The organism is Sediminibacter sp. Hel_I_10 (assembly GCF_000688335.1).
Taxonomy (GTDB): Bacteria; Bacteroidota; Bacteroidia; order Flavobacteriales; family Flavobacteriaceae; genus Psychroserpens.
The window spans coordinates 563,822-586,020 of sequence record NZ_JHZX01000001.1; the positions used below are offsets into that span (position 1 = coordinate 563,822).

At 34.1% G+C, this 22,199-nt stretch carries 21 protein-coding genes; 2 read left to right on the forward strand and 19 right to left on the reverse strand.

Annotation, left to right across the window (positions count from 1 at the left end; translation table 11 throughout):
* Nucleotides 1-119 precede the first annotated feature (119 nt).
* From P176_RS0102490 to P176_RS0102530, 9 genes are all read right to left on the reverse strand, one after another.
* Nucleotides 120-1,310 (reverse strand): glycosyltransferase family 4 protein, encoded by a 1,191-nt coding sequence (locus P176_RS0102490; RefSeq protein ID WP_026753214.1) that lies wholly within the window; start codon nucleotides 1,308-1,310, stop codon nucleotides 120-122.
* A 52-nt stretch (nucleotides 1,311-1,362) separates the two neighbouring features.
* Nucleotides 1,363-2,571, reverse strand: coding sequence for a glycosyltransferase family 4 protein (locus tag P176_RS0102495; RefSeq protein ID WP_026753215.1), 1,209 nt, complete (start codon nucleotides 2,569-2,571; stop codon nucleotides 1,363-1,365).
* A complete protein-coding gene (locus P176_RS0102500; RefSeq protein ID WP_026753216.1) occupies nucleotides 2,571-3,473 on the reverse strand; it encodes a hypothetical protein in 903 nt (300 codons plus the stop codon). The genes P176_RS0102495 and P176_RS0102500 overlap by 1 nt, the downstream gene beginning before the upstream one ends.
* A 1-nt stretch (nucleotide 3,474) precedes the next feature.
* A complete protein-coding gene (locus P176_RS0102505) occupies nucleotides 3,475-4,800 on the reverse strand; it encodes an MBOAT family protein (protein WP_369793737.1) in 1,326 nt (441 codons plus the stop codon).
* Nucleotides 4,801-4,953: 153 nt separating this feature from the next.
* A complete protein-coding gene (locus tag P176_RS0102510; protein WP_026753218.1) occupies nucleotides 4,954-5,808 on the reverse strand; it encodes a sulfotransferase in 855 nt (284 codons plus the stop codon).
* On the reverse strand, nucleotides 5,801-6,901 hold the full coding sequence (locus P176_RS0102515) for a glycosyltransferase (RefSeq protein ID WP_026753219.1): 1,101 nt from the start codon (nucleotides 6,899-6,901) through the stop codon (nucleotides 5,801-5,803). Before P176_RS0102515 ends, P176_RS0102510 begins: the two co-directional genes overlap by 8 nt.
* Nucleotides 6,894-7,475 (reverse strand): serine acetyltransferase, encoded by a 582-nt coding sequence (locus P176_RS0102520; protein ID WP_026753220.1) that lies wholly within the window; start codon nucleotides 7,473-7,475, stop codon nucleotides 6,894-6,896. The genes P176_RS0102515 and P176_RS0102520 overlap by 8 nt, the downstream gene beginning before the upstream one ends.
* A gap of 14 nt (nucleotides 7,476-7,489) precedes the next feature.
* Nucleotides 7,490-8,476, reverse strand: coding sequence for a glycosyltransferase family 2 protein (locus P176_RS19910; protein ID WP_026753221.1), 987 nt, complete (start codon nucleotides 8,474-8,476; stop codon nucleotides 7,490-7,492).
* A 2-nt stretch (nucleotides 8,477-8,478) separates the two neighbouring features.
* Nucleotides 8,479-9,867, reverse strand: a complete 1,389-nt coding sequence (locus tag P176_RS0102530) for an asparagine synthase-related protein (protein ID WP_026753222.1) — start codon at nucleotides 9,865-9,867, stop codon at nucleotides 8,479-8,481.
* Between the two features lie 246 nt (nucleotides 9,868-10,113).
* Here P176_RS0102530 and P176_RS0102535 point away from each other — a divergent pair, with 246 nt between their 5' ends.
* Nucleotides 10,114-10,983 carry a hypothetical protein gene (locus tag P176_RS0102535; protein ID WP_026753223.1) on the forward strand — a complete coding sequence of 290 codons (870 nt, stop codon included), beginning with the start codon at nucleotides 10,114-10,116 and terminating at the stop codon, nucleotides 10,981-10,983.
* A gap of 173 nt (nucleotides 10,984-11,156) precedes the next feature.
* On the forward strand, nucleotides 11,157-11,876 hold the full coding sequence (locus P176_RS0102540) for a hypothetical protein (RefSeq protein ID WP_026753224.1): 720 nt from the start codon (nucleotides 11,157-11,159) through the stop codon (nucleotides 11,874-11,876).
* 125 nt (nucleotides 11,877-12,001) lie between these two features.
* Here the strand turns inward: P176_RS0102540 and P176_RS0102545 are convergent, their stop codons facing one another.
* From P176_RS0102545 to P176_RS0102590, 10 genes are all read right to left on the reverse strand, one after another.
* Nucleotides 12,002-13,003, reverse strand: a complete 1,002-nt coding sequence (locus tag P176_RS0102545) for a glycosyltransferase family 2 protein (RefSeq protein ID WP_026753225.1) — start codon at nucleotides 13,001-13,003, stop codon at nucleotides 12,002-12,004.
* Between the two features lie 23 nt (nucleotides 13,004-13,026).
* The gene (locus P176_RS0102550) at nucleotides 13,027-13,971 is read right to left on the reverse strand and encodes a glycosyltransferase family 2 protein (RefSeq protein ID WP_037348651.1); all 945 of its coding nucleotides are present in this window, start codon (nucleotides 13,969-13,971) and stop codon (nucleotides 13,027-13,029) included.
* Between the two features lie 172 nt (nucleotides 13,972-14,143).
* Nucleotides 14,144-15,028, reverse strand: coding sequence for a glycosyltransferase (locus P176_RS19915; RefSeq protein ID WP_051605377.1), 885 nt, complete (start codon nucleotides 15,026-15,028; stop codon nucleotides 14,144-14,146).
* Between the two features lie 223 nt (nucleotides 15,029-15,251).
* Nucleotides 15,252-16,070: a glycosyltransferase gene (locus tag P176_RS18875; protein WP_051605378.1), complete on the reverse strand. Its 819-nt coding sequence runs from the start codon at nucleotides 16,068-16,070 to the stop codon at nucleotides 15,252-15,254.
* Nucleotides 16,042-16,845: a glycosyltransferase family 2 protein gene (locus P176_RS0102565; RefSeq protein ID WP_037348652.1), complete on the reverse strand. Its 804-nt coding sequence runs from the start codon at nucleotides 16,843-16,845 to the stop codon at nucleotides 16,042-16,044. The genes P176_RS18875 and P176_RS0102565 overlap by 29 nt, the downstream gene beginning before the upstream one ends.
* Before the next feature lie 4 nt (nucleotides 16,846-16,849).
* Nucleotides 16,850-18,124 carry a glycosyltransferase gene (locus P176_RS0102570; RefSeq protein ID WP_026753228.1) on the reverse strand — a complete coding sequence of 425 codons (1,275 nt, stop codon included), beginning with the start codon at nucleotides 18,122-18,124 and terminating at the stop codon, nucleotides 16,850-16,852.
* Nucleotides 18,121-19,026, reverse strand: a complete 906-nt coding sequence (locus tag P176_RS0102575; protein ID WP_197022133.1) for a bifunctional 2-polyprenyl-6-hydroxyphenol methylase/3-demethylubiquinol 3-O-methyltransferase UbiG — start codon at nucleotides 19,024-19,026, stop codon at nucleotides 18,121-18,123. The genes P176_RS0102570 and P176_RS0102575 overlap by 4 nt, the downstream gene beginning before the upstream one ends.
* A gap of 4 nt (nucleotides 19,027-19,030) precedes the next feature.
* The gene (locus P176_RS0102580; RefSeq protein WP_026753230.1) at nucleotides 19,031-19,846 is read right to left on the reverse strand and encodes a sulfotransferase domain-containing protein; all 816 of its coding nucleotides are present in this window, start codon (nucleotides 19,844-19,846) and stop codon (nucleotides 19,031-19,033) included.
* A complete protein-coding gene (locus P176_RS0102585) occupies nucleotides 19,833-21,128 on the reverse strand; it encodes a polysaccharide ABC transporter ATP-binding protein (RefSeq protein ID WP_026753231.1) in 1,296 nt (431 codons plus the stop codon). The genes P176_RS0102580 and P176_RS0102585 overlap by 14 nt, the downstream gene beginning before the upstream one ends.
* Nucleotides 21,129-21,209: 81 nt before the next feature.
* Nucleotides 21,210-22,076 carry an ABC transporter permease gene (locus P176_RS0102590; RefSeq protein WP_026753232.1) on the reverse strand — a complete coding sequence of 289 codons (867 nt, stop codon included), beginning with the start codon at nucleotides 22,074-22,076 and terminating at the stop codon, nucleotides 21,210-21,212.
* Nucleotides 22,077-22,199 lie beyond the last annotated feature (123 nt).

Here is a 22,199-nt window from a genome sequence, read left to right on the forward strand (position 1 = left end):
GGTTATAGTGCTCAACTTCAATTATTGTACAATAATAGGTCATATTGTATAAAATTCCGCAGTAAAATCACAAAAGCTAAACCTTAAAAGAAAAGATTTAATAAAATAAAATACGCTTACTACGCATAGAACTGCTCAAATTCTATTTGTTGTTTTGAAAGATTAAATTCTTCTTGAACCCGTCTACTCGCAGTTGTTTTAATTTTCTGCTGCTCTGCCTTCGACAACTTGAGGATGTTCATAATCTGATCTGCAAGTAAGCTCGGTTGGCGTTTAGGTACAACCCAACCCGTTTTATTGTGCAAGACATTTTCGGAAAGGCCTTCGGCATCACTCACCACGCATAAAAGACGCATGGCTTGAGCTTCAAGAACGGCATTGCAAAACCCTTCTTGAATACTGTATTGCAAATACAAATCCGACTGCGCCAACTGTTCTCTAATGGCTTTTGGGGTTAATTGGCCTAAAAACTTAACCGACTCTAAAACACCTAATTGATATGCAGCAAACACCAAACGCTCCTGTTCCTCTCCCGCTCCAATAATCGAGTATTGAAACACCACGCCAGATTGAGCTAGCTGCGCCAAAGCCTCCAAAGTATATTCTAAGCCCTTTTTCCAATGTAGTCTGGCAATTGTTACGATTCGAAGCACACTCTTCTGTTCTTCTTGAATCACATTTTTGAAAAATTCAGTATCAATAGCTGGAGTAATCACGGTGATATGTTCTGAAGACACTTTTTGCGCTATTAAGGTGTTTTTCATTTCATGAGAGAGCACATGATAACAGACTTGTTTTTTAAACAGTAAATCATAGCACCCTGGATGCTTAAGAGGCGACAAATATAAATCGAATCCCCTAAAGCTTACCGCCATTTGCGCTCCAATAGCTGTGGCAACATTTTCTCTTTGATAAGCCAACATACCAAACCCAAAATGGAGCCAGTCTAAGGAATAATTGAGTAAAAACTCATTCAAAATAAGATTTCTAGCACGAGACTTTAAAGGAAGTCCATCGGCTCGATCCAATTGATAAAGTTGAGCGCTCTTCCTAAAATGTAAAAAAAGTGTACGCAGGAAAATACCTAATAATCCTATAAACCGTTTTACAAAAGCACCATCCAATTGCGCATTTGTAACAACTAGACAAGGATAATTTTGATTTGGATCTGGAGCATAATCCACAAATAAAATCACATCATGTCCTTGAGCTTGTAGTCCATTGATTTTATTTCGAAAAAAAGTCTCAGAATACCCAGGAGCAGAAGACAGCACCAAACCAATTCTTTTTTTTTGAGCTTTATGTTTCATGTCAATTTTAGAATTTTAATAGTGCCTTAAGGTGAATTTTTAAACTTAAACCTTACAGATTATTAGCAACCACATCAGCATAAAGAGCCATCATCTTAGAAATCATTAAGGGCTCTGTATGTTGGGCTGTTATGGTTTGAATAGCATTACGTTTTAGTTTTGTTTTTTCTTCTGTTGATAACTTAGAAATATGCTGTAAGCGTTCTGCCATATGTTTGAAGTCTCGAATAGGCGTTAAAAAACCATTTTCGCCATCAACAACCACCTCGTTCATCCCACCACAATCTGTAGACAGAACTAAAGTTCCCATAGCCATAGCTTCTAATACCACATTAGCAACACCTTCCTTATGACTTGGTAAAAGTAATACATCAGCATTTTCAATAAGCATCTGTACGGCTTGGTATGATTGATGCTCTGTCAAAGTCACTTCCCCGTTGAGTTCTAAATCATTGATTTGATACAGCAATTCTATATCACTATTTCCTCCAACAATTGTATAAGTAAAAGGTATTCCTAAACGCTTCAGTTGCTTACAAGCGTCGAGCGCATGAACATAACCTTTGATCCAATGGGGACGGCCCACTGAAATAATGTGTAAGGTCTTTATATCGAGATTATCCAATCCTGAAGCTTCCCGTTCCGTTTCAATTTCAGTTTGAATGTCTGCCAAAGGCAACCCACTATAGACCACCTTAATCAAATCTGCAGGAGCTCCATAGGTTACAGCAACCTTAGCGATTGCTTTCGACACCGCGTGAAATCCAGAGATTTTAGGGAAATATGTTTTATACTCATCTGCTAACTCAGCATCTGCAATGGGTGAATAATTAATATGTGCGCCTCTAAGACTCACTATCAAACGTATTCCAAAATCTTCAACCCAAGCCCATTCACCAATTCCCTTAGCCCACTGCAAATGAAAAACGTCTGGTTGATAATAGAGCACTGGATAATATTTGACTTTACTATATAAATCATTGCGTCCTTCAGATTTCAAAAAACGATCAAATTGTTTTTTCTGAGCGGCTTTAGTAAAAAAAAGCAAACTATTATATTTTAACAAATAGAGGAGTTTAAAAAGTCTATTTTGACGATAGCCGAGCAGCTTTACCGACGCATTATAAGACATCCGTTGAGACAAAACTCCGAATAGATAAACTTTACAATCCTTTTTAGAAAGTCCTACAATGAGGCGCTCAATAAAGGTAGTACTTGGAATTTCCCCAGAATACACAGCAATTTTTAATACTTTCGACATTAGTGCTGCGTTTTAAAATAATCTTCCAAATCTATCGCTATTTGTTCACTTACTACTTGACGCCCTAAATGATTTACATGAATGGTATCATAAAAATACATCTCGTTATTCAGAATACTGGTATGATTAATCACATGATAGCTTGTATTTAAACCCTCTACAGACTGATATTTTAAAGGGGACAAATAACAAATGAGCGTTATATCATTTGCATCGCACAATTGCTTCATTTTCTCCAAATACAGGTTTTTAAACTCTAGATTTATAATCTCACGATTATCAATTTGCGCATCGATGAGATGGCGAGCGGGATACGTATAATTTCCATATTGGTCAAAGCGATTGTGCTTATTAGGTTGGATGAAACTGGCCATAGCGGGATAAAATAGTTCTGCATTAAAATAAGAGACACCGAGCATGGGCTGCCATTGACTCAAATAAAGTAAACGCGCTTCATTTTCCGAATACTCACCGAAATACCTAGACACATAACTTTCACTAACATAGGGTAGAAATCGATAGTCATTATCGCTTAAGCTGTTATAATTTGACGCATATGTATTAACACTTGGAGCAATGATGCAAACTGAAGTTGATTTGCCCTGAGCCAAAAAATGCTCTAACATGAGATAATGACTTGACAATGTAGTATCGTCCATCGAGAGGTTGATTCCTATTTTTCCAGATACAGAATCAATAACCTTGGTATTCAATGTCGTTAAACCCGTACTCGCTCCTAAAACAATATAATCAAAATTTTGCGTTTTAATCTCATTTATCAAATAACTGGGCTTATAAAAACTGCCTTGTCGCAATGCCCATAAACTCAAATACGATAGCAAATTGGCGATTATAAAAATGCCTATAAAAATGACTCCAATACGTTTTAAAAAGCGCTGCATATCAAAACTGAAAATAAATAAAATCTGATGGATTTTTGAATACCCCCATAAAGATGATAAGCATTGCAATAAAAATCGCGGTACCCGACGTCAATTTCACTTCTCGTTGCTCCCTTTGTACAGCTAAAAACTCAAACCCAAAAAGTATTAAAAGTGAAAATAAAATAATTCCACTAAAAAGTATCATTTTCGAAGACTTATAAAACAAATGCAAGGATAAATCTGAGAATTTAAGCATATTAGTCATATATCCATAGGCAATAGTGATCGAGTCTGCTCTAAAAAAAACCCAAGCCAATACCACAATAGCAAAAGTGAATAAGACACTGGGGATCTGATGCCATTTTAATCTTGTTGTCGACACAAAAGTACGATTACGCTGACTTAGTAATAACGGTAAAAACAGCAACCCATGAATACATCCCCAAATGACAAAGGTCCAATTGGCACCGTGCCAAAGTCCGCTCACCAAGAACACTAGCATCACATTACGCAATTTCATAGATAAAGGCCCTCTAGAACCACCCAATGGAATATAAAGATAATCTCGAAACCAAGTCGATAAAGAAATGTGCCAACGTCTCCAAAACTCCGCTATGGTTCTAGAAAAATAAGGAAATGAAAAATTCGTCATCAAGGAAAAACCAAATAATCGGGCCACCCCTATCGCAATATCTGAATATCCAGAAAAATCACAATAAATTTGAAATCCAAATAAAACAGCACCTAACACCAACTCCAAACTAGAATAACCGGAAGGCATATCAAAAATCTGATTCACAAAAAACGCACAGTTGTCTGCAACCACCACTTTTTTAAACAAACCCCAAATGATCAAATAAAACCCGCTCATGGCGAATTTACTATCAAAACACCTTTTGCTTTGAAATTGAGGAAGCAAACTTGTGGCGCGCTCAATGGGTCCGGCCACTAATTGCGGAAAAAAGGACACATAAGCCATAAATTGGATGAAGTTATGAGTCGGCTTTAAGTCTCTTCGATATACATCTATGGTATAACTCAAGGTTTGAAAGGTATAAAAGGAAATACCTACCGGCAAGATAATCTTAAGCGTATTGGATTGCATATGGACACCAAGAGTATCCCAAGCGCCGATCCAACTCTCTATAAAAAAATTGTAATATTTAAAAAAACCGAGTAAGCCCAAATTAAAAAGCAGGCTAATACCCAACCATAACTTCCTACGTTTAATTGTGACCTCTTTAGCGAGTTGTTTCGCTACGAGATAATCCACCAGAGTACTTAAAACAATAAGGCCTAAAAACCGATAATCCCACCAAGCATAAAACACGTAGCTGGCACACACAATTAAAAGGTTTTGCCATCGAAGAGATCGATCTGTAACAAACCAGTACAATAAGAATACCACTGGCAAAAACAAAGCAAAATCTAGGGAGTTGAAGAGCATGGTATTAAGGTGGTCTTTTAAGAGCTGTTGAAATCACTTAAGATTTAAATGCTAGCGATAGTGTCTTGGATATAGTTTAGTGTCAAATATATCCAAAATCTTATTGATGTCCTTCAATTCTTGAGAGGTGAATGTCTCTGAGATATTTTGTTGCTTTGCAACCACACCTTGGCTATGAGCTTTTGAAGATGGTAATTTGTAAAAAGCTTCAATGTTGTCCCTAAATTCAATTTTAAATTGTTGGCAGATATCATAAAACAATTTCAGATCCTTTACCAATTCTTCATAGTAAACCACTCTGTACGTATCTGATGAATGTTCAAAAATTTCTAATGGTAACACATTTTCAATGCACCAGCGCAGCGCTCTCAATTGTAAAACAGAAAGCTGATCCATCTGTCTTAAATCAAAATTAAAATTTATCTTGATAAAATCTCTTAAGCCATCCTGTTGAGCAAACAAAGACAAATCCTCTAACCACGGAAAATTCACCCGATGCTGTGAAGCTAAGAGTTCATAAGGATTTCTTATCAAATGTAACACTGGAATCCCGAAGGTTTCATTCATGTATTTTGCCGCTAAATTACAGCGTACAAACTTGATTATAAACTTTTTAGGTATTAAAGGCCAGAGGTGCCGCTTGAATTTACGATTACTGTTTTGGGCAATCCAATCACAGTCTACACGATTGGCAAAAACTTGCTTCAAATACCGATGCGCTTCTGGAGAGCTTTTTTCAGATTTAAGCCATTGATCACAAAGCAAGTAGCCACGTTTAGTACGGGTGTTTTGCTCGGGCTCAAATAACATGCGATAACGAGGCTGTTGGGCCATGGTCTCAGATAACCAACTGGTACCACTTCTTGCTGTTCCAACAATAATGATATGTTTATTAAACCTAGACATTGGCACGAGTTATCAATTTATTATAAAGCCTTTCATGAGCATTGATAAAAAGATCAAGGCTAAACTCATCTTTACAATATTGCCTTAAGCTCATCCCAAGTTGGTGTCGATCTTCTATAGATTTGTCCATCATATGTGCAATACTGTCTTTAAGCGCATAAATATCTCCAGCATTAAACAACAAATTTTGGAAATCTCTCAGAACAAACTGTATTCCCGAAATACGAGAACCTAAAACAGGAATTGCCATGCTCATGGCCTCAACAAGCGCCATAGGCATTCCTTCTTTTCTGCCCTCATCAAGTGTTGGAATCACATAGAGATCAGACGCCTTAATATAAGGTCTTACATCTGGTTGATTCTGTATAAAAGTAACCTGATGATTAATTTTTAAATCTTTACAAAGCGATTTCAAGTAGTCTCCATAAGCATTGTCATTAGTGCCTAAAACGGTCAATTTTATAGAATGATTTTGCAGAAGGTGTACCGCTTTAATCAATACTTCAATCCCTTTTACGGGAACTAAGTTAGCTACGGTTATAATTTTAAATGTATTGGTATCATTAGGTATTTCAAAAAATGTAGGATTATAGTAATCGGTATCTATACCTAGTGGAATAAGTGCTTGATTTTTTTTGTAAGGAAAATAATCACGCATCTCATCGTTAATGGTAATGATAAAATTAGCCAGATAACTTTTTATTTGCCAATGTTTACTTTTAAAACCCATCGCTTTTTTAGTGTAAATCCATTTGGCTCCCCCCATCCTAGAAGATAAAGCTTCCGTCCAGTCATTACTCCATTGCCAGGAATGAACAATATCATACTTATGGGCTCTAATAAAACTTGATAAACGTTTTAATCTAAAACACAAAGTTGCATATGGGCGATACTGCGTTTTGGTACTGAAAACATGTATTGGCAACCCCAATTCTGTAATAGTTTTGAAGAATTCACCCCCATCGCGTCCGCAAGCAATTTCTATCTCAAACTTGCTTTTATCTAAACCCTTAACTAAATCATAAATCACCTTACCACTGCCAGCTGTTTTAAAATTAGAGGTTGTAAATAAAATTTTAATACGCTTAGCCATGATCTAGATATCTAATGATTTTTGCTGGATTACCAGCAACAATAACGTTAGATGGTACATCTTTAACAACAACAGATCCTGCTCCTATAATCACATTGTTGCCAATAGTAATGTCGCCAATGATGACCACATTAGCGCCTACGGTAACATCATCCCCTATTGTTGGAAGCTGACTATTATCGTTTCCTTTATTTCCAATTGTCAAACCATTACGAAATTGAAAATTCTTACCAATAGATGTTGCATTAATTACCGTTGCGAAAGGATGATAGCACATTAAACCGCCATCAATTTTGGTGCTTCCAAATATTTTGCAATGAAATGATTTACTGAATAATTTTTTCCAACGATAATTTGATGTTTTAATTCGCCAAAAAAATATAAAAGCAAACTCAGGATAGTAGTGCATGAGATGATAAAATTGTTCTTTGAGAGATTTTGAAGCTACCTTACTACCTCTTACCGATAATGTTTGATGTATATCAGCAGCAATAATCTCATTTTCTGCCACATAAGTCTTGTATAGAGAAGGCAATACCAATTTTTTTAAAAGATGTTTCAGTTTTAAATTCATAAAAACAACTAGGTTCAATTTGATCTATTTTTAATAACTGCTGGAACAATATAGTAACTATAGATTTTTCGAACAGGTGCGAAAGAAAAAAATACCAAAATATTTAAATAAAATTTAATCAAAACGGGAACGTTAATAGAATTAATATCGTCTAGTAAAACCGATTTTAACTTTTTACGCTCACTTAAACCCTTAGTATATTCAATTTGGCGCCCCATAGATTGATAAATTTGAGTAAAGAGCAAATGTTTAAAACAAATGGGGACCTCATTTGTTAAATAGAATGGCAGATGCTCCTTTACCAATCTTGGCCAGACCATAAAAGCTCTTGGCATTTGTCTTTTGGAAGTTTGTATTGTAGATGATTCGTGCTTAAAGTATAAATACACATACCTATCTAAAAAGGCAACTGTACATGTCATTCCTAATTTAATATCAAATGCGGTATCTTCATTGTTCCTTATTGCTTCGTTGTACGTACCTATAGATTTAAATACCGATCTTCTATATAGAAATGCAGGTGGCCCAACCACAATGCTTAAATCTGCAAACCATGCCAAACCCCAGTAAGGCTTTTCTTTAATGATAACTTCATTTGTCTCGTCTTCCGGTTTTATGGTCTTTGCAATACTATGTTTAGACTTGACCATTTTGCCGAAAACAGCATGAGCTTTGGGGTGACTATCCAAAACACATATCATGGCATTGAGTGCATTTGGATAGATTTCATCATCAACATCAAACACGTAGATATAATCACCATGAGCTTCTTCAATCCCCAAATTACGAGCTGCGGCAGCTCCTTGTTTCGGTTGTTCTATTAGTTTTACTCGCTTATCATTAGTGAGAATTTTATTTATTTTCTTTATCGAATTGTCAATTGAATTATTATTCACATAGATAATTTCGAAATCTTTAAGGTTTTGTTCTGCAATTGAACGATAGGATTTCTCAATAAACTCAGCAGCATTATAGACAGGAATTACGACCGATAATTTCATAATTACTTATTATAAAAATGTTTACACCACAAAGACATCGTGAGCAGCATGCTTAGAGCGTGTGCGTTATGGACATAGTTTTTACCATTAAAATTTCTATAACAATCTTCTACAATAGATTTTGGTATAAAATTTAAAAACTCTTGATCAAATATATAATGCTTAAGCTGCGCATCATTATTTGCTCCTAAAAATTGCAACTCAAAATTACGTTGTATATAAGGGTTCCCAATTATGCCATTAAACGTGCGATGTAATTTAGAGCCAATCCTGTAAGGTAAATTATAAGGCAGTTTATTATTGGTGTACGTATTGATATTAAATGGCTTTTGTGCGTGCCACGTAATATTTGACAAAGCTTTACCTTGTTTTAAATGGGCTATTTGCAAACGGCGATCGGCCAAATAAGCCTCTGGAACAGTGCAAATAAATTGGCACATGCGGTCATCGTAATAGGGTAACGTAATGGGGTGTGCTGATTTAAACACACTCAAATTGGTCGTTGTCCAGCGATGTGCCCACTGAGAAGTTTTAAAAGCTCTTACTTTTGCGCTTAGGTTATCAATTTCTATTTTTGCCAATGAAACCTCTAATCGCGACACAAAATAGTCTTTAAAATTACCCTCTAGATTCCAATACGCCCATAACCGTTCTGCTAATGCCAAACCGTCTGGTTTTACCATTTTTTTAAAAAGCATCGGGATAACATCAGCTTCTGTAGTACCCTCCGGAACACCGCGATCAAAAAACACATCACCCCAATGGCCTAAAGAAAAAACACCTTCCATCTCTTTTAATTGTGGCAACACCCCCATTTGTCGAGGGTGGGTAAATTCTGAATAACATTGATTTATTTTGGCTAATTCATCAATACAGTTCCATAAGTATCCTTTAGAAATTTCAAATCCGGTAAACTTAAATCCGCAAACATCTGCGATTTGCTGACTTATTTTATGTTCAGGATATCCCCCTTTAAAACTATAACTATAGGCTTGAACCGAATTATCAAAATTTTTAAGAATCATGGCTTGACTTCTGCTGTCTAACCCTCCGGATAAGGGTAAAATAACATTATTATCACCAATTTGATCTTTCGTGATTTGTGCAAATAACTCAATATACTCTTCTAGAGCTTGATCAAATGAAATATCACGAGGATTATAACTCCACTGAAACCAAGGTCTCTTTTCTTTTAAAGATCCATTATCCTCAAAATCATAGCGATGGCCAGGCAAAGCACAACGTTTTCCCTTCCAAAAGGTGTCCTCCCCCATAAAAAAACCTGTAGTCACATAAACACAGATAGCTTCTAGATGAAGGTCATTGTGATTACCGACCTCATCTATAAAGGTTTGTTTAGTTGGAAGAATAGGTGTTTTAATGGATTTCATATGGTGAACGAATATAATACAATAATGCCTTTTGATTAAAACTTATACTTTAAAAATGACAATTACCATATGTGTTGTAAAAAATTAAGTTTACACGCTCATGTGAAAAGGATTGTAATATAATTTTGAAAACATATTCTTGAGAATATGAACTACATAAATCTTTCGTCATAAAAATTCAATATTGCTTTGCTTTTAAGAAAATTAAAAGCACTTTAGAGGCCATCTAATGAAATTATTTTATTCATGCCAATTGATACTTTATTAAATAATGATGTTACAGTAATTATAAGATCATCCAAAGAACGATCAATAGAGGTATGTTTGAATAGCGTACTAAAGGAAATTGATAAAACTAATGTTTTTCTCATTGAAGAAGTCCCTTTTATTAAAGCTGTACAAAAAACATTTGAAATAGGGTTAGCCGAAAATAGAAAATGGACTTTAGCCATCGATGCCGATTTGCTATTACTGCCTCATTCTATTTCCATAATGGTCAACCAAGCCCAATTAAAATCTGAAAAATTATATGTTTACCAAGGGTTTATACTAGATAAGTTTAGATGTGGGATTCGCCAAGGTGGACCTCACCTTTACAAAACAGAACATCTAAAAACGGCCCTCGACTTAATAGACAATGAAGGAAATAATTTAAGACCCGAGTCTGCTATTTATAATCAAATGATTAAACGTGGTTATGATGTGATAGTAGAAAAAAAGATTTTTGCCCTTCATGATTTTGAACAAAATTATAAAGACATCTATAGAAAGGCCTATTTTCACGGAATCAAACATAAAGGATGGAGAAGTCTTTTGGCATCTTGGCTAGAAAAGAGCGCTACAGATCATGATTATAAAATAGCTTCCAGTGGATTTTTAGACGGCTATTTTTCTGACAAAAGACAATACCCATCTCCCGAAGAATTTGATCAAAAAACAATAGAGTTATTGCAAAAAAAATTCAACATCAAAGAAAAACCTGCTCTAGCTTCTGTTAAGAACGAATTCACAGAAGAGATCTTAAACAGCTACGGGATAAACTACAGTAAAGATTTAGACTTGATTCCTAAGAAAAAACCGCTAATCGCTAAAATTAAAAGCAAATTTTTTCAATAAACTACGAAGACAATTCCGAGTAATTAGATAAGCTCTAGTTTAGAAACTAAAATATGAGCCGAATAAAGGATTAAAAGATTTTTTATTGCAATGAAGCAAACCGCTTTAAATTACCGTTAGCGGTTTGTGGCAAAATTAATTATTTTTAAAGTATAACTATTTGAAAAGAACGCATGGGCAGAGATGAATATTATGACAATATCGATCGTGTTTTCAGACTCCCTAGAGTTTGGAGCAATCGAGAGCTATCTAAATTTGCACACTTATTCTCTGGAGATATTGCCAATGTAAGTGGTTGGAAAGATATTGATAAAGAAGGTAATACCTATAAGAACTATTTTTATAATGCTAGTAATTATATAATTACCAATTACAAAAGTGAAGCTAGAGGTTTTCAAGATATGGAAAATGAAATCTTTCTTGATCTCTCCTCTGAACTTCCACAAAATTTGATAAACAGATTTGACGTTGTATTTAACCATACTGTGCTAGAACATATTTACCAAGTACAAATTGCTGTAAAAAATTTGTGTTTAATGACTAAGGATATCGCTATTGTCGTAGTTCCATTTTTACAAGAAATGCATGCAGACTACGGTGATTATTGGAGATTTACACCCCAAACCATGGATAATTTATTTAAGGAGAATGGCATGGATCTCATGTACTGTTCCTTTAATTCTCATAAAAATGCATCTGTTTATCTTTTTTGTATTGCTTCCAAACAAAAAAATAAATGGATAGATCTCATACCTCAAAGCAAATCTCATATAGATCCATTTAGCGATGGCAATCACCAAAATTGGGTGGGCTGTCATGCCATTGACAATTCGAAGAAAAAACTAAATATATTAAAACGAATACTTAATAAAATAAAACGAAGTCTAAAATAACACCTTATTTTCGCTATTCAATTATGCTTATCAAACTATAAAAGAAAAAGTTGTTACAAATTCATTGACTATTATTTATAGTCTCGCAAACGTTTAAATGATTATTCTATATACACTTAAAGCTTTTATTTCGAACTTAACATAGAAGCGAAAACAGCTTTAACATAATCAATTTCAACAACAGCAGTTTCACTTCGCTTTAAAAGGTTAAAAAATCTGGTTTTGTAAAAACATTTTAGTTTTTTTTCATCCACTAATAAATTTTCAACAAAGTAATTTTCTAAATATAAGTCATCAAAATTTGGGTCATTCACTAAATTTCTCCAAATTAAGGCCATTCTAGGTAACTTCTTCCCGTTTAAAAATACGTCTGGTCGGTGCTTTATATTGTGAAACTTTTTTTTGAAGTCATCAAAATCATATAATGAATAATGCAGTAAACGCCCCTTGGAAATGGTGTTCAGTTTACGTTCATCTATAGAAACAAAGCGATGAACGTTTCGAGGTCTTAAGTTAGAATTTACATTGATGGCACATTTGCCCATGGTATGACCAAGCCACGCTTGGTGAGAAAAGGTCTCATCATTATAAGGATCATAAAATTTAAAATATATACGATCATTCCAATATTTAAAGCGTGGTTGAGACTTAAATAAGGTTTCCTGAGTAAAGACATTCTCGTAGCTCTTTTTTCTAGAAATAACCTCTAAAGGCTTTAGCTTTATAATATCAAAGCTGCTGTTTTGCTCAAAAAAGGTAGTGACATCTGTAGGATGCTCTGTATCAGATAAAAACAATTCATCTGCATCCATCGCCAATAACCAATCTATCTTTAATGCTTTACAGCGTTGGGTAGCGTCATAAATATTTAGACACTGTCTTGCCGTATGCATCGAAGCTGCTTGTGCAGTAAATTTTTTCAAAAAATCAAATTGCTTATATTTTTCAGAAGAAACGGATTCAAGACAGCAAACATTTTCCAAATCTTCTATGGACGCTCTACTATTATCTGTAGATCCGTCAAAATAAATGAAGATATTTGACACACCAATAGCGCTATGATACAACAAATTATCACGTAAAATACGTTCTTCATTCTTTATTGTAATCACTAGGCCCACTTTCATATTGCAAGTTTAAGGTATATAAATTATAGCTTTAAATAATTGGCTTTTTCTTGGGTATTTAAATTTCGACTTTGTAAGATTTCGCGCTCTATTGTTTTTAAAATACGTCGTTTTAAAACTGATTCTGAAACTTCATGTCTGTTACATTTTAAAATCCCCTTTAATAAAAGACCGTTTAAAAATCGGAATCTAAATTTCAATTGCTTAGAGATGTCATTACGATTTATATTTGCCAGAACTAATTTTTGGTGGCGCTCATACTTTGTGTAGTACGCTCTTGAAAAAGGTTTTGGTATTTCCTTGGTCCGCGCTTCTCTATCATGTATGACATATGTGTTTGGTATAATCCCTATTTTGAATTTATGAAATAACACGCGTTGGCAATAGTTGACGTCTTCTCCATAATGAAAGAAGATGGGGTCAAACCCTCCCACAGTTTCAAGACATCTTTTAGAAATAAGCCAGGCAGCCGCGTTAATAAATGGCACATCATAAACCGGTTTCAGCAACTTATCCATCACGCTGTCTGATATAAAGTTATCTTTTTCAGCTTTTAGGGCATATTTAAAAAAACCTCGATCTAATTTGTTTTGTTCGCCATTAATATGAATGGGACTCAAAATACCATATTCTTGGTTATTTTTTTGGAAAGCTTTCAATCGTTCTATCACATCATCTACCAGATAGGCATCTTGATTAAGCAGAAATACATGTTCAGCACCATTTTTTAGAGCGTGTGCCATACCGACGTTATTGGCTTGACCAAAACCGAGATTCTCCTCCATCTCGAACATGATCACTTCTGGAAACTTTCGTTTTATTGTTGCCACGGTAGCATCTGTAGAGCCATTATCAACAACAATGATGTTATGATGAGCACAACTGCTTAAACAGCGTTCTATCCATAACGTGCCGTTATAAGATACAATGATGATAAAAAGATTTTCATTTCTTTTTTTTGAATCCATTTTGATAAGATCTTTAACAGTACTAATTGTTTTTACACCTCGTACAGATCGACATTAGACCTATTTTATAAATTAATCACAATGCTTTTCACTTAAATCAATTAGTCTCTTATGATTTTTTAATGTGTCTAATGCAAAACATAAATTATTAAAACTAGAAAATTTTCAACTATTATTTGGAATGAATTATATTATTATATTGAATGAGTACTTTGGATATATAAAATTTAAATACGTATAGTATAAAATAGCTCCATTGCTTTTCATCTTTAGATAATCTCACTATTTTTTTATATAATTTACTCTTTAAACTTATAACAGAAGCTGTTGCTTCTCCGTCAAAGTAATCATTCCAATAGTTTGCTTTTCTTATTTTTGATTTTATATAACCTATCTTTTCGAGGAAATTTGGATTCAAAGCACGTCTTTTACCAGTTAAACTGCTATCATGTCGTCTATATACCACATTAATTTCATCCATTTTCATTCCTTTAGCATTTTTACCCAAAACCCTTATCCACAACTGTCTATCTGCTCCTAAATTCTTTAATAATTTAAACGGCTCAGTGTCATTAAAAATATTTCTAAACATTGTAGAACATGTAGAACAATGATTTTGATAAATCATATCACGAAAATCAAAAGATAACTTTTCGTAAACAAGAGGGTCTTTAAACAAATTATCATTTTGAAAATATTGGCGTGCGTAACCTGTGATTAAATTATAATTGGGGTTTTTGTTAAGAAAATCAACTTGTTTTTGTAATTTAAGGTTATCTATCCAATAATCATCACCCTCACAAACAGCTACATACTGTCCCTTACATTTGTTTAATGCAAATTCAAAGTTTGCATGGACTCCAATATTTTTAGCGTGAGAATAATAATTAATTAAATATCCTTTATCATGAGATGCTTTGATATCATCAATAATTTTATCTGTATTATCTGGAGAACAATCGTTTGCAATAATCAAATTATAAGAAAACGACACTTGCTGATTTAAAATACTTATAACTGATTCATAAATATAATCTTCATGATTATAGGTAATCATACAGACGCTTACTACTGGTGGGGTATTAATCATTATAAATTGAACAAATTAAATTAGATTTTTTTAATGGTTAATTTCTTGAAAAAAAATTCAAAATATAAATGAATCGTAATTGATTTTAATTAAACCAATTAGCATTATTAATCATCCTAATTATTAGCAAAGTCTGACAATTATGAAATAAAGGTTTAGTGTTCATAAATATGAATCATTCCAGAAACATTTATTTAGTTAAAAATTTTATTTGTCTTAAAAATTTTCGAAAAATAGAAGCATTTTTACGAATTCGAAGTTTATTAAACTCATTATAAAGATCATTATACGTTTCGAAGTAAAGTTCTTTATTTTTATTTTTTATGTAAAACCTATTATCCTCAAACATCTTTTTGTCAAATGATCGAATCATTGAATTTTTGACCACTCGATAATCAAAAGTTATTTCATCCAAATAATGAAATTTATATTTAGAATTCAGTACCCTAAGCCATAAATCCCAATCCTCATTGCCTTGGTGAGGCATGTTTACGTCATATCCTCCTAAATTATCAAACACTTCCTTTTTAATTATGGCACAAGCGTCAATATAATTTTTTCTCAACAATCTAAATTTATCGAAACCACCAACCTTCCATATCCCCTGTTTCTCGCCAAAATACATTGCATCACCATACACAACACCTAGTCCACTATCCTTTTGAAAAACAAGTAATGCCTGTTTGGCAAATTGAGGCCTAATCGTGTTGTCTGCATCTAATGGTAGAATATATTGACCTAAAGCCTTTGCAATACCAAAATTTCTTGCAGAGCCTAAACCGCCATTCGGCTTTTTAAAATATTTAAAGTGGGCATCATGTTTTACAAATTTTAGAGCTATGGCTTCTGAGTTATCCGTTGAGCCATCATTTACAATAATAGCTTCCCAAGAGTCAAAATCTTGGACTTTTAAAGAACTCAAGGTGTCCTCAAGAGTGTGTTCAGAGTTGTAACAGGGGATGATTACCGATATTAAAATTTCATCTTTCAAATTTTCGATATTTTTCAAATATGTTTTTCATGATAGCCGCAATTTTAAAAAACCTAGAATTCATTAGTCTTGTTTGATTTTTTTTAAAATCAAGCAGAGATGCTATTTCAGGATAAATGTATTTAAATTCACTATTTAGTGTAAGCATCCTTTCGTTTTTAAGTAATTTTCTATTTTCGGGTAAACTGCTTATACCATGGCCATATTCAAATATCCCTATAACATAATCAATAAGTCTATAACTATAACCTTTCTTGAATAGAGCTATAACACTCCATTTCCAATCGGCCATAATCTTTAAATTAATATCATAAAAAGACAATTCTTCAACAAAACAACTTTTTTTAAAAAATCCTGCTCCTGAATGTGGTAAACTATCTTTAATAAAATATGAGAACATCAATACTTTAGGATAAGTTTTGATCCAACTACGATGTTCTTTTTGAATTTCTAAATGGCCATAAACGATATCTTCTACAGGGTTACTACTCACAAAAGTTTGTATTACTGATCCATCGTATAGTAAATCACCACTATTTAGGAAAAATATGTAATCACCTGAAGTTTTTGCTATGCCTTTATTCATTGCATTATATATACCGGCATCAGCTTCACTTATCCAGAAGCTTAACTTTTCTTGATGCTTTTCAATATATGCCGCACTACCATCATCACTGCCACCATCAATGACGATATACTCCAAATCTTGGTAGGACTGCTCCAAAACACTTGTCATTGTTTTTTTTAAACCCTCTAGATTATTATAATTGATGGTAACTATTGAAATAAGCATCAAATTAGTTGTTTATAATGTCATGAAATAAGTTCATATAATTTGTAGCCTGAATATTCAAACTATATTTTAATAACGCTCTAGATCTTATATCAGTCTTATCAAAAGCTTCAATTGATTCCAAAAATTCATTTAAAGTTTCAGAAAGGGATGGAGCGTCAACAGTTTTGGTTAACAATCCATTTACTCCATGCTCAATCATATCTGGCATACCTCCTATTGGAAAACCAATCACCGGTGTGCCACACATTAAAGATTCTAATACTGTATTCGGTAAGTTATCCATCAATGAGGGGATCACAAAAACATCGGCTGCAGAAAAAGCTAAACTCATCAACCGTTCATCAACAATAGCACCTAATTCAATCACGTTACTCGTAGTTTCCAAATCATTCTTTTTGGATCCAATAGCACATAAAACCACATCACTTCGATTAAGCATATTAAAAGCTCTTTTCAAAAATACGTATCCTTTACGATGGTTACTAATGGAGTCTGCCACAAAAAGAATAACCTTTTTATCGCTCGGTATTTGGAACATTAACCTAGAAAAAACGCTATCCCTCGGCTGAAAAATATCGGGATTGATACCATAGGGTATACAATGGATTGGTCTGTTTTTAAAAAGCGCACTTTTTCTAGCTTCTTTAGCTAACCATCGTGATGGCGTCACAATGGTCAAATTACTCACCATAGCTAGGGCTTTTTCCTTGATATCTAAATTCTTTTGAAAAACATTGCGTTCACTTGTAGTCAGTTTTCGAGTAATCGGAAATCCATCATCTTTCATACCTAAAATAGTTTCATTGTAATGTTCACCTCCTGTAAAAGGATTCATATCGTGCAAAGTCCAAACTACAGGCTTAGTGTTTTTCTCAAAAAAACTTTTATAGTCTAAAAAATTGGCAACCCAATGTAGATTGATAATGTCAGCCTCTTGATAAAACTCAGATTGTGTGATGTCAAAAGAACTGTTTGGAAAACTAAAGAACTCTAAACCCTGATTTCTAGTTTTTCTAAATGTATGTTGCTCTATTACGGCTTTTTTTTCAAATATCCCAAGTAATCTTAAAGCACTTATAAATTTAGAGCTTATAATTTGCCATTTATTTTTGGATTTAGAAATTGGCTTAAAGCTATAAGTGCTAGGTAATGATTTAATGCGGTGCTTTAATAATAAACTAACATTGACATTCTGCTCTAAAAGCCCTTCATGCAAACGAAGGCAAGCATTAGCTGCTCCTCCGGTATCAAATGTATTTACAATGAGTATTTTCATTTTGTTTTAGTAAATACCGCCAGCATAGTATGACCTTTAATATACTTTCTATTTGTTGCGATAATTTTTTTTAGTGCATTTTTGATCTTTTGTTTTTTAAGTAGTCCTTTAAAAAATCTATTTTTCTGTATCCATTTTCCATAGAAAGTGTCAAAATACCATTTAACATGATAATCTTGAAGCGGTTCAAAATATATTTTATTTAATTTAACATTGAAATGTTTTTCTAAAAGAGATATTGACTTTGGATTCCACAATCCCATGTGATGCGGCGGTTTATTGAGCACACCTCCTTCGGTGTGTTTTATAAAAGAATCATTGTTTGGGACTGCAATAATCATTTTACCACCTGTTTTCAAACAATCAATAGAAGATTTTAGAAAAGAGTTGACATCACTAATATGTTCTAAAACTTGATACGAACATACAATATCGTATGTTTCTTGATTTAATTCGGCATGTTGTTGAATAGTTTCTCCAATAACATTAAGATTTTTTTTCCTAGCTTGACTAATGCTCTTTTGATTCAGTTCTAGACCTGTAACCATATAATCTTCATTTTGTAATTTTTCAAGAAAGCCCATGCCTCCACTGCCAATTTCTAAAATATGTTCATCAAGCCTGAACAAATTTTTAGAAATTTCATGTTCCCATTTCCAAGGCATATAATACCAATCAAAATTTTGTAAACTCTCATAAAATTCACTATTACCGTCAATGTCAAAAGGGAAAAAAAATTGATATTGAGTTTCATTACATTGGTAAATTCCAATTTCATCTAACCCTTCAAAATATTCTGAAACATCAATTTTCAAATACTTCTCATACTCCCAAATAAGGTGTGATATATTGATTTTTTTTATCAATTGAGCATTCGCTTCGGGAACTAGGGTAGATTTCAAAGTATTATTTAACATATAAATAATTAAAATAATTTAATTCAGCTTGAGCTTCATTTTCAAAAAAGGCGATTAGTTCTATTGCCATTTCTTCCTTATAAGATCCAACCTTACCTTTTCTTATAAACTCCTCCTTTTTATCCCAATCTTGATTGTTCCAACCAAGCTCACGTTCCTTTCGTTTCATCTCATTAAATGAATTTCCATTTATGGAACGTAAAAGGGTTTCTTCACTTCGGTCAATTTTTAAAAACGACATGACACGCTTCATCTCACTTAAAGGATCATTAATTAAATCTTCATATTTTAAAGCTAAAATATCAGCATTATACGGGTTACTGATCCACTGCCTAGTATGTTCATACCATTTTGAAGGGATGACTTCTTTTCCATTAATTACCATTTCCTCCAAGGTTACACTCTTTTTCATGGCTCTTTGCATAGCATAATAGGAAACCATAACATCACGACCATCACGCACCAAATGAATGACTCTTTTCATATGAGGCCTAGGCAAATCATGGCTTTTAAAGAACGTTATGTTGTGAAATCGCTTGTAAAAAGATTTTCCATGAACATCTGGAACGAGTTCTTGAGTCAAACTATCTGGTAACAGGGCTGTGTCTATTCCAAAAACAACACCCGCTATAAGGTTTTGCATCCACGTATTTCCAGATTTTGGAAAGCCAGCGATATAAATATCTTGAGGCTCTGTTTTTTCGATTGGAATAAACTGATTAGCAGCCATTACCCTATTCAGGTTTTGCTGTACGTACTTATCAAGCTTTATAATGCTTTTTATCTTTTTTCTAATGGTCTTCATTTAGCATCCAATTTAATTTAGGCGACACTATACCCGGCCATTTTTCTACGAAGGTAGAGCCACTAGCATGTTCACCTTCAATATCTACATACAAAACATCAAAAGGATCAATTAAAACCTCTTGTCCTGGTACACCTGCATTGAGAGCCAAAGTATACCTTGTCTTATTTAGCAAGTAACCAGGAATTATCAATTCTAAATAATGTCTTCCTTTTCCGAGTCCATTTTGAGTTAACTCGTGTGAACTGGTCGCAAAAGCAACTACTCCTGCTGGATTTTTTACTGCAATATTAAATCGAAAACCTTTTAAAACATCAGATAATTCAAAAATCAACTCAATCCGTATTGCTTCAGACTGCATAAAAGTAGACCGTATTTTTAATTTTGTGTCTGTTGTTGCACAAGTAACTAATTTTAAAATTTTGTTTTTGGAATAGATCTCTGTAAAACTAACTTTCCCTGAATTTGTATTTTGATTCTCATTATTCAAATAAAAATCTACAGCCTCATCCGTTCCTCCTTCAAAAACACTAATCCCATTTTCTAAAACAATTGCTCTAGTACACAAACTCTTTACCGCTGCCATGTTATGACTCACAAACAACACCGTTCTCCCATCGCCTTTACTAATATCCTGCATCTTCCCGATGGCCTTTTTTTGAAACTCGGCATCACCTACGGCCAAGACCTCATCAATCACCAAAATATCAGGCTCTAAATGGGCCGCTACCGCAAAGGCCAAACGTACCCGCATCCCAGAGGAATAGCGTTTTACAGGCGTATCTACATAACGTTGGCAACCAGAGAACTCAATAATTTCTTCTTCTTTGGCTTTAATTTCGCTTTTGCTCATGCCTAGAATGGCACCATTCAGGTAGATATTTTCACGTCCCGTCAATTCTGGGTGAAAACCGGTACCTACTTCCAATAAGGACGCAATACGTCCTTTGGTCTTAATTTCTCCTGTGGTTGGGCTAGTAACCCGTGATAATATTTTTAAAAGGGTTGATTTTCCAGCACCATTTTTACCGATAATACCCAGTATCTCACCACGTTGTACTTCAAAATTAATATCTCGCAACGCCCAAGCATAGTCACTATCGGCCTTGGCGCTACGGTCATTAACAGAACCCACCTTTAAAAAAGGATCTTCCTTACCACGCACCCGATGCCACCAGCGGTTCAGGTCATGACTGAGCGTCCCAGTGCCCACCAAACCCAAGCGGTACTGCTTGCTGATGTTTTCTGCTTTTAAAATGATATCGTTACTATCTTCTTTCATTGTCCTCTTCTAAATTCAAAAACTTTACATAAAGCCTATCCAAATGCCTTCTTTTAAAGTCCCCTTCGGGGATTTAGGGTATTACACAGTATCAATAAACGTCTTCTCCGTTTTATTGAACACCACAATCCCTATTAAAAATAAGACCACACTACATAACAGGGTGTATAAAAAACCAGCCCAACTAAATGTGCCTGTACTCAATAGCATATACCGAAACCCCTCAATAATTTGACTTACGGGATTGTATTCTACAAAATTAGCGACAAGTTCTGGGAATTTTTTACGCGCTTCTGACAAAGGGTAAGGTACTGCCGACATGTACATTAACAAGGATACTGCAAACCCAATGACCACGCTCATATCCCGATATTTTGTGGTCATGGAAGATAAGATCATCCCGGCACCCAGACCCAATAAGGCCATCATGATGACATACACGGGAAAGAGCAAGAGATTACTGCTAAGGGACACCTCGGCCCCATTGCTATAGTAATAAATATAAAAACCCGTAAATATAAATAACTGTATAAAGAATTTTAACAAGTTGGAGATGGTCACCGACATAGGCATGATGACCCTTGGGAAATAAACCTTCCCGAAAATCCCAGCGTTCTGTTTAAAAGTATCACTAGTTCCAGATAAACAGCTGTTAAAGTAATTCCAAGCTGTAATTCCTGCAAGGTTAAACAAAAATGGCGGAACTCCGTCAGTGCTGATACTGCCAAGGTTGTTAAATACCAAGGTAAAGATCACCGAGGTAAACAAGGGCTGTATCAAATACCACAGCGGCCCCAAAATGGTCTGCTTATAGACGGTAACAATATCCCGTTTTACAAAGAGTAAAAGCAGATCCCTATACCGCCAGATTTCTTTAAAGTTAAGGTCTATTAACTTTCGTTTTGAGGATATTGTATAAAGCCAATCGTCGTTTTGGGCAGTGTTCAAAATAGCAGGTTTATGATAGGGCTAAGATAACAATAACCCAAAGAAATAGAAATTTGAGTCTTAAAATTATTGAAGTAGATCTAAATCAAGAAAATAACAAAATGAATTAAGTAATAAAAAACT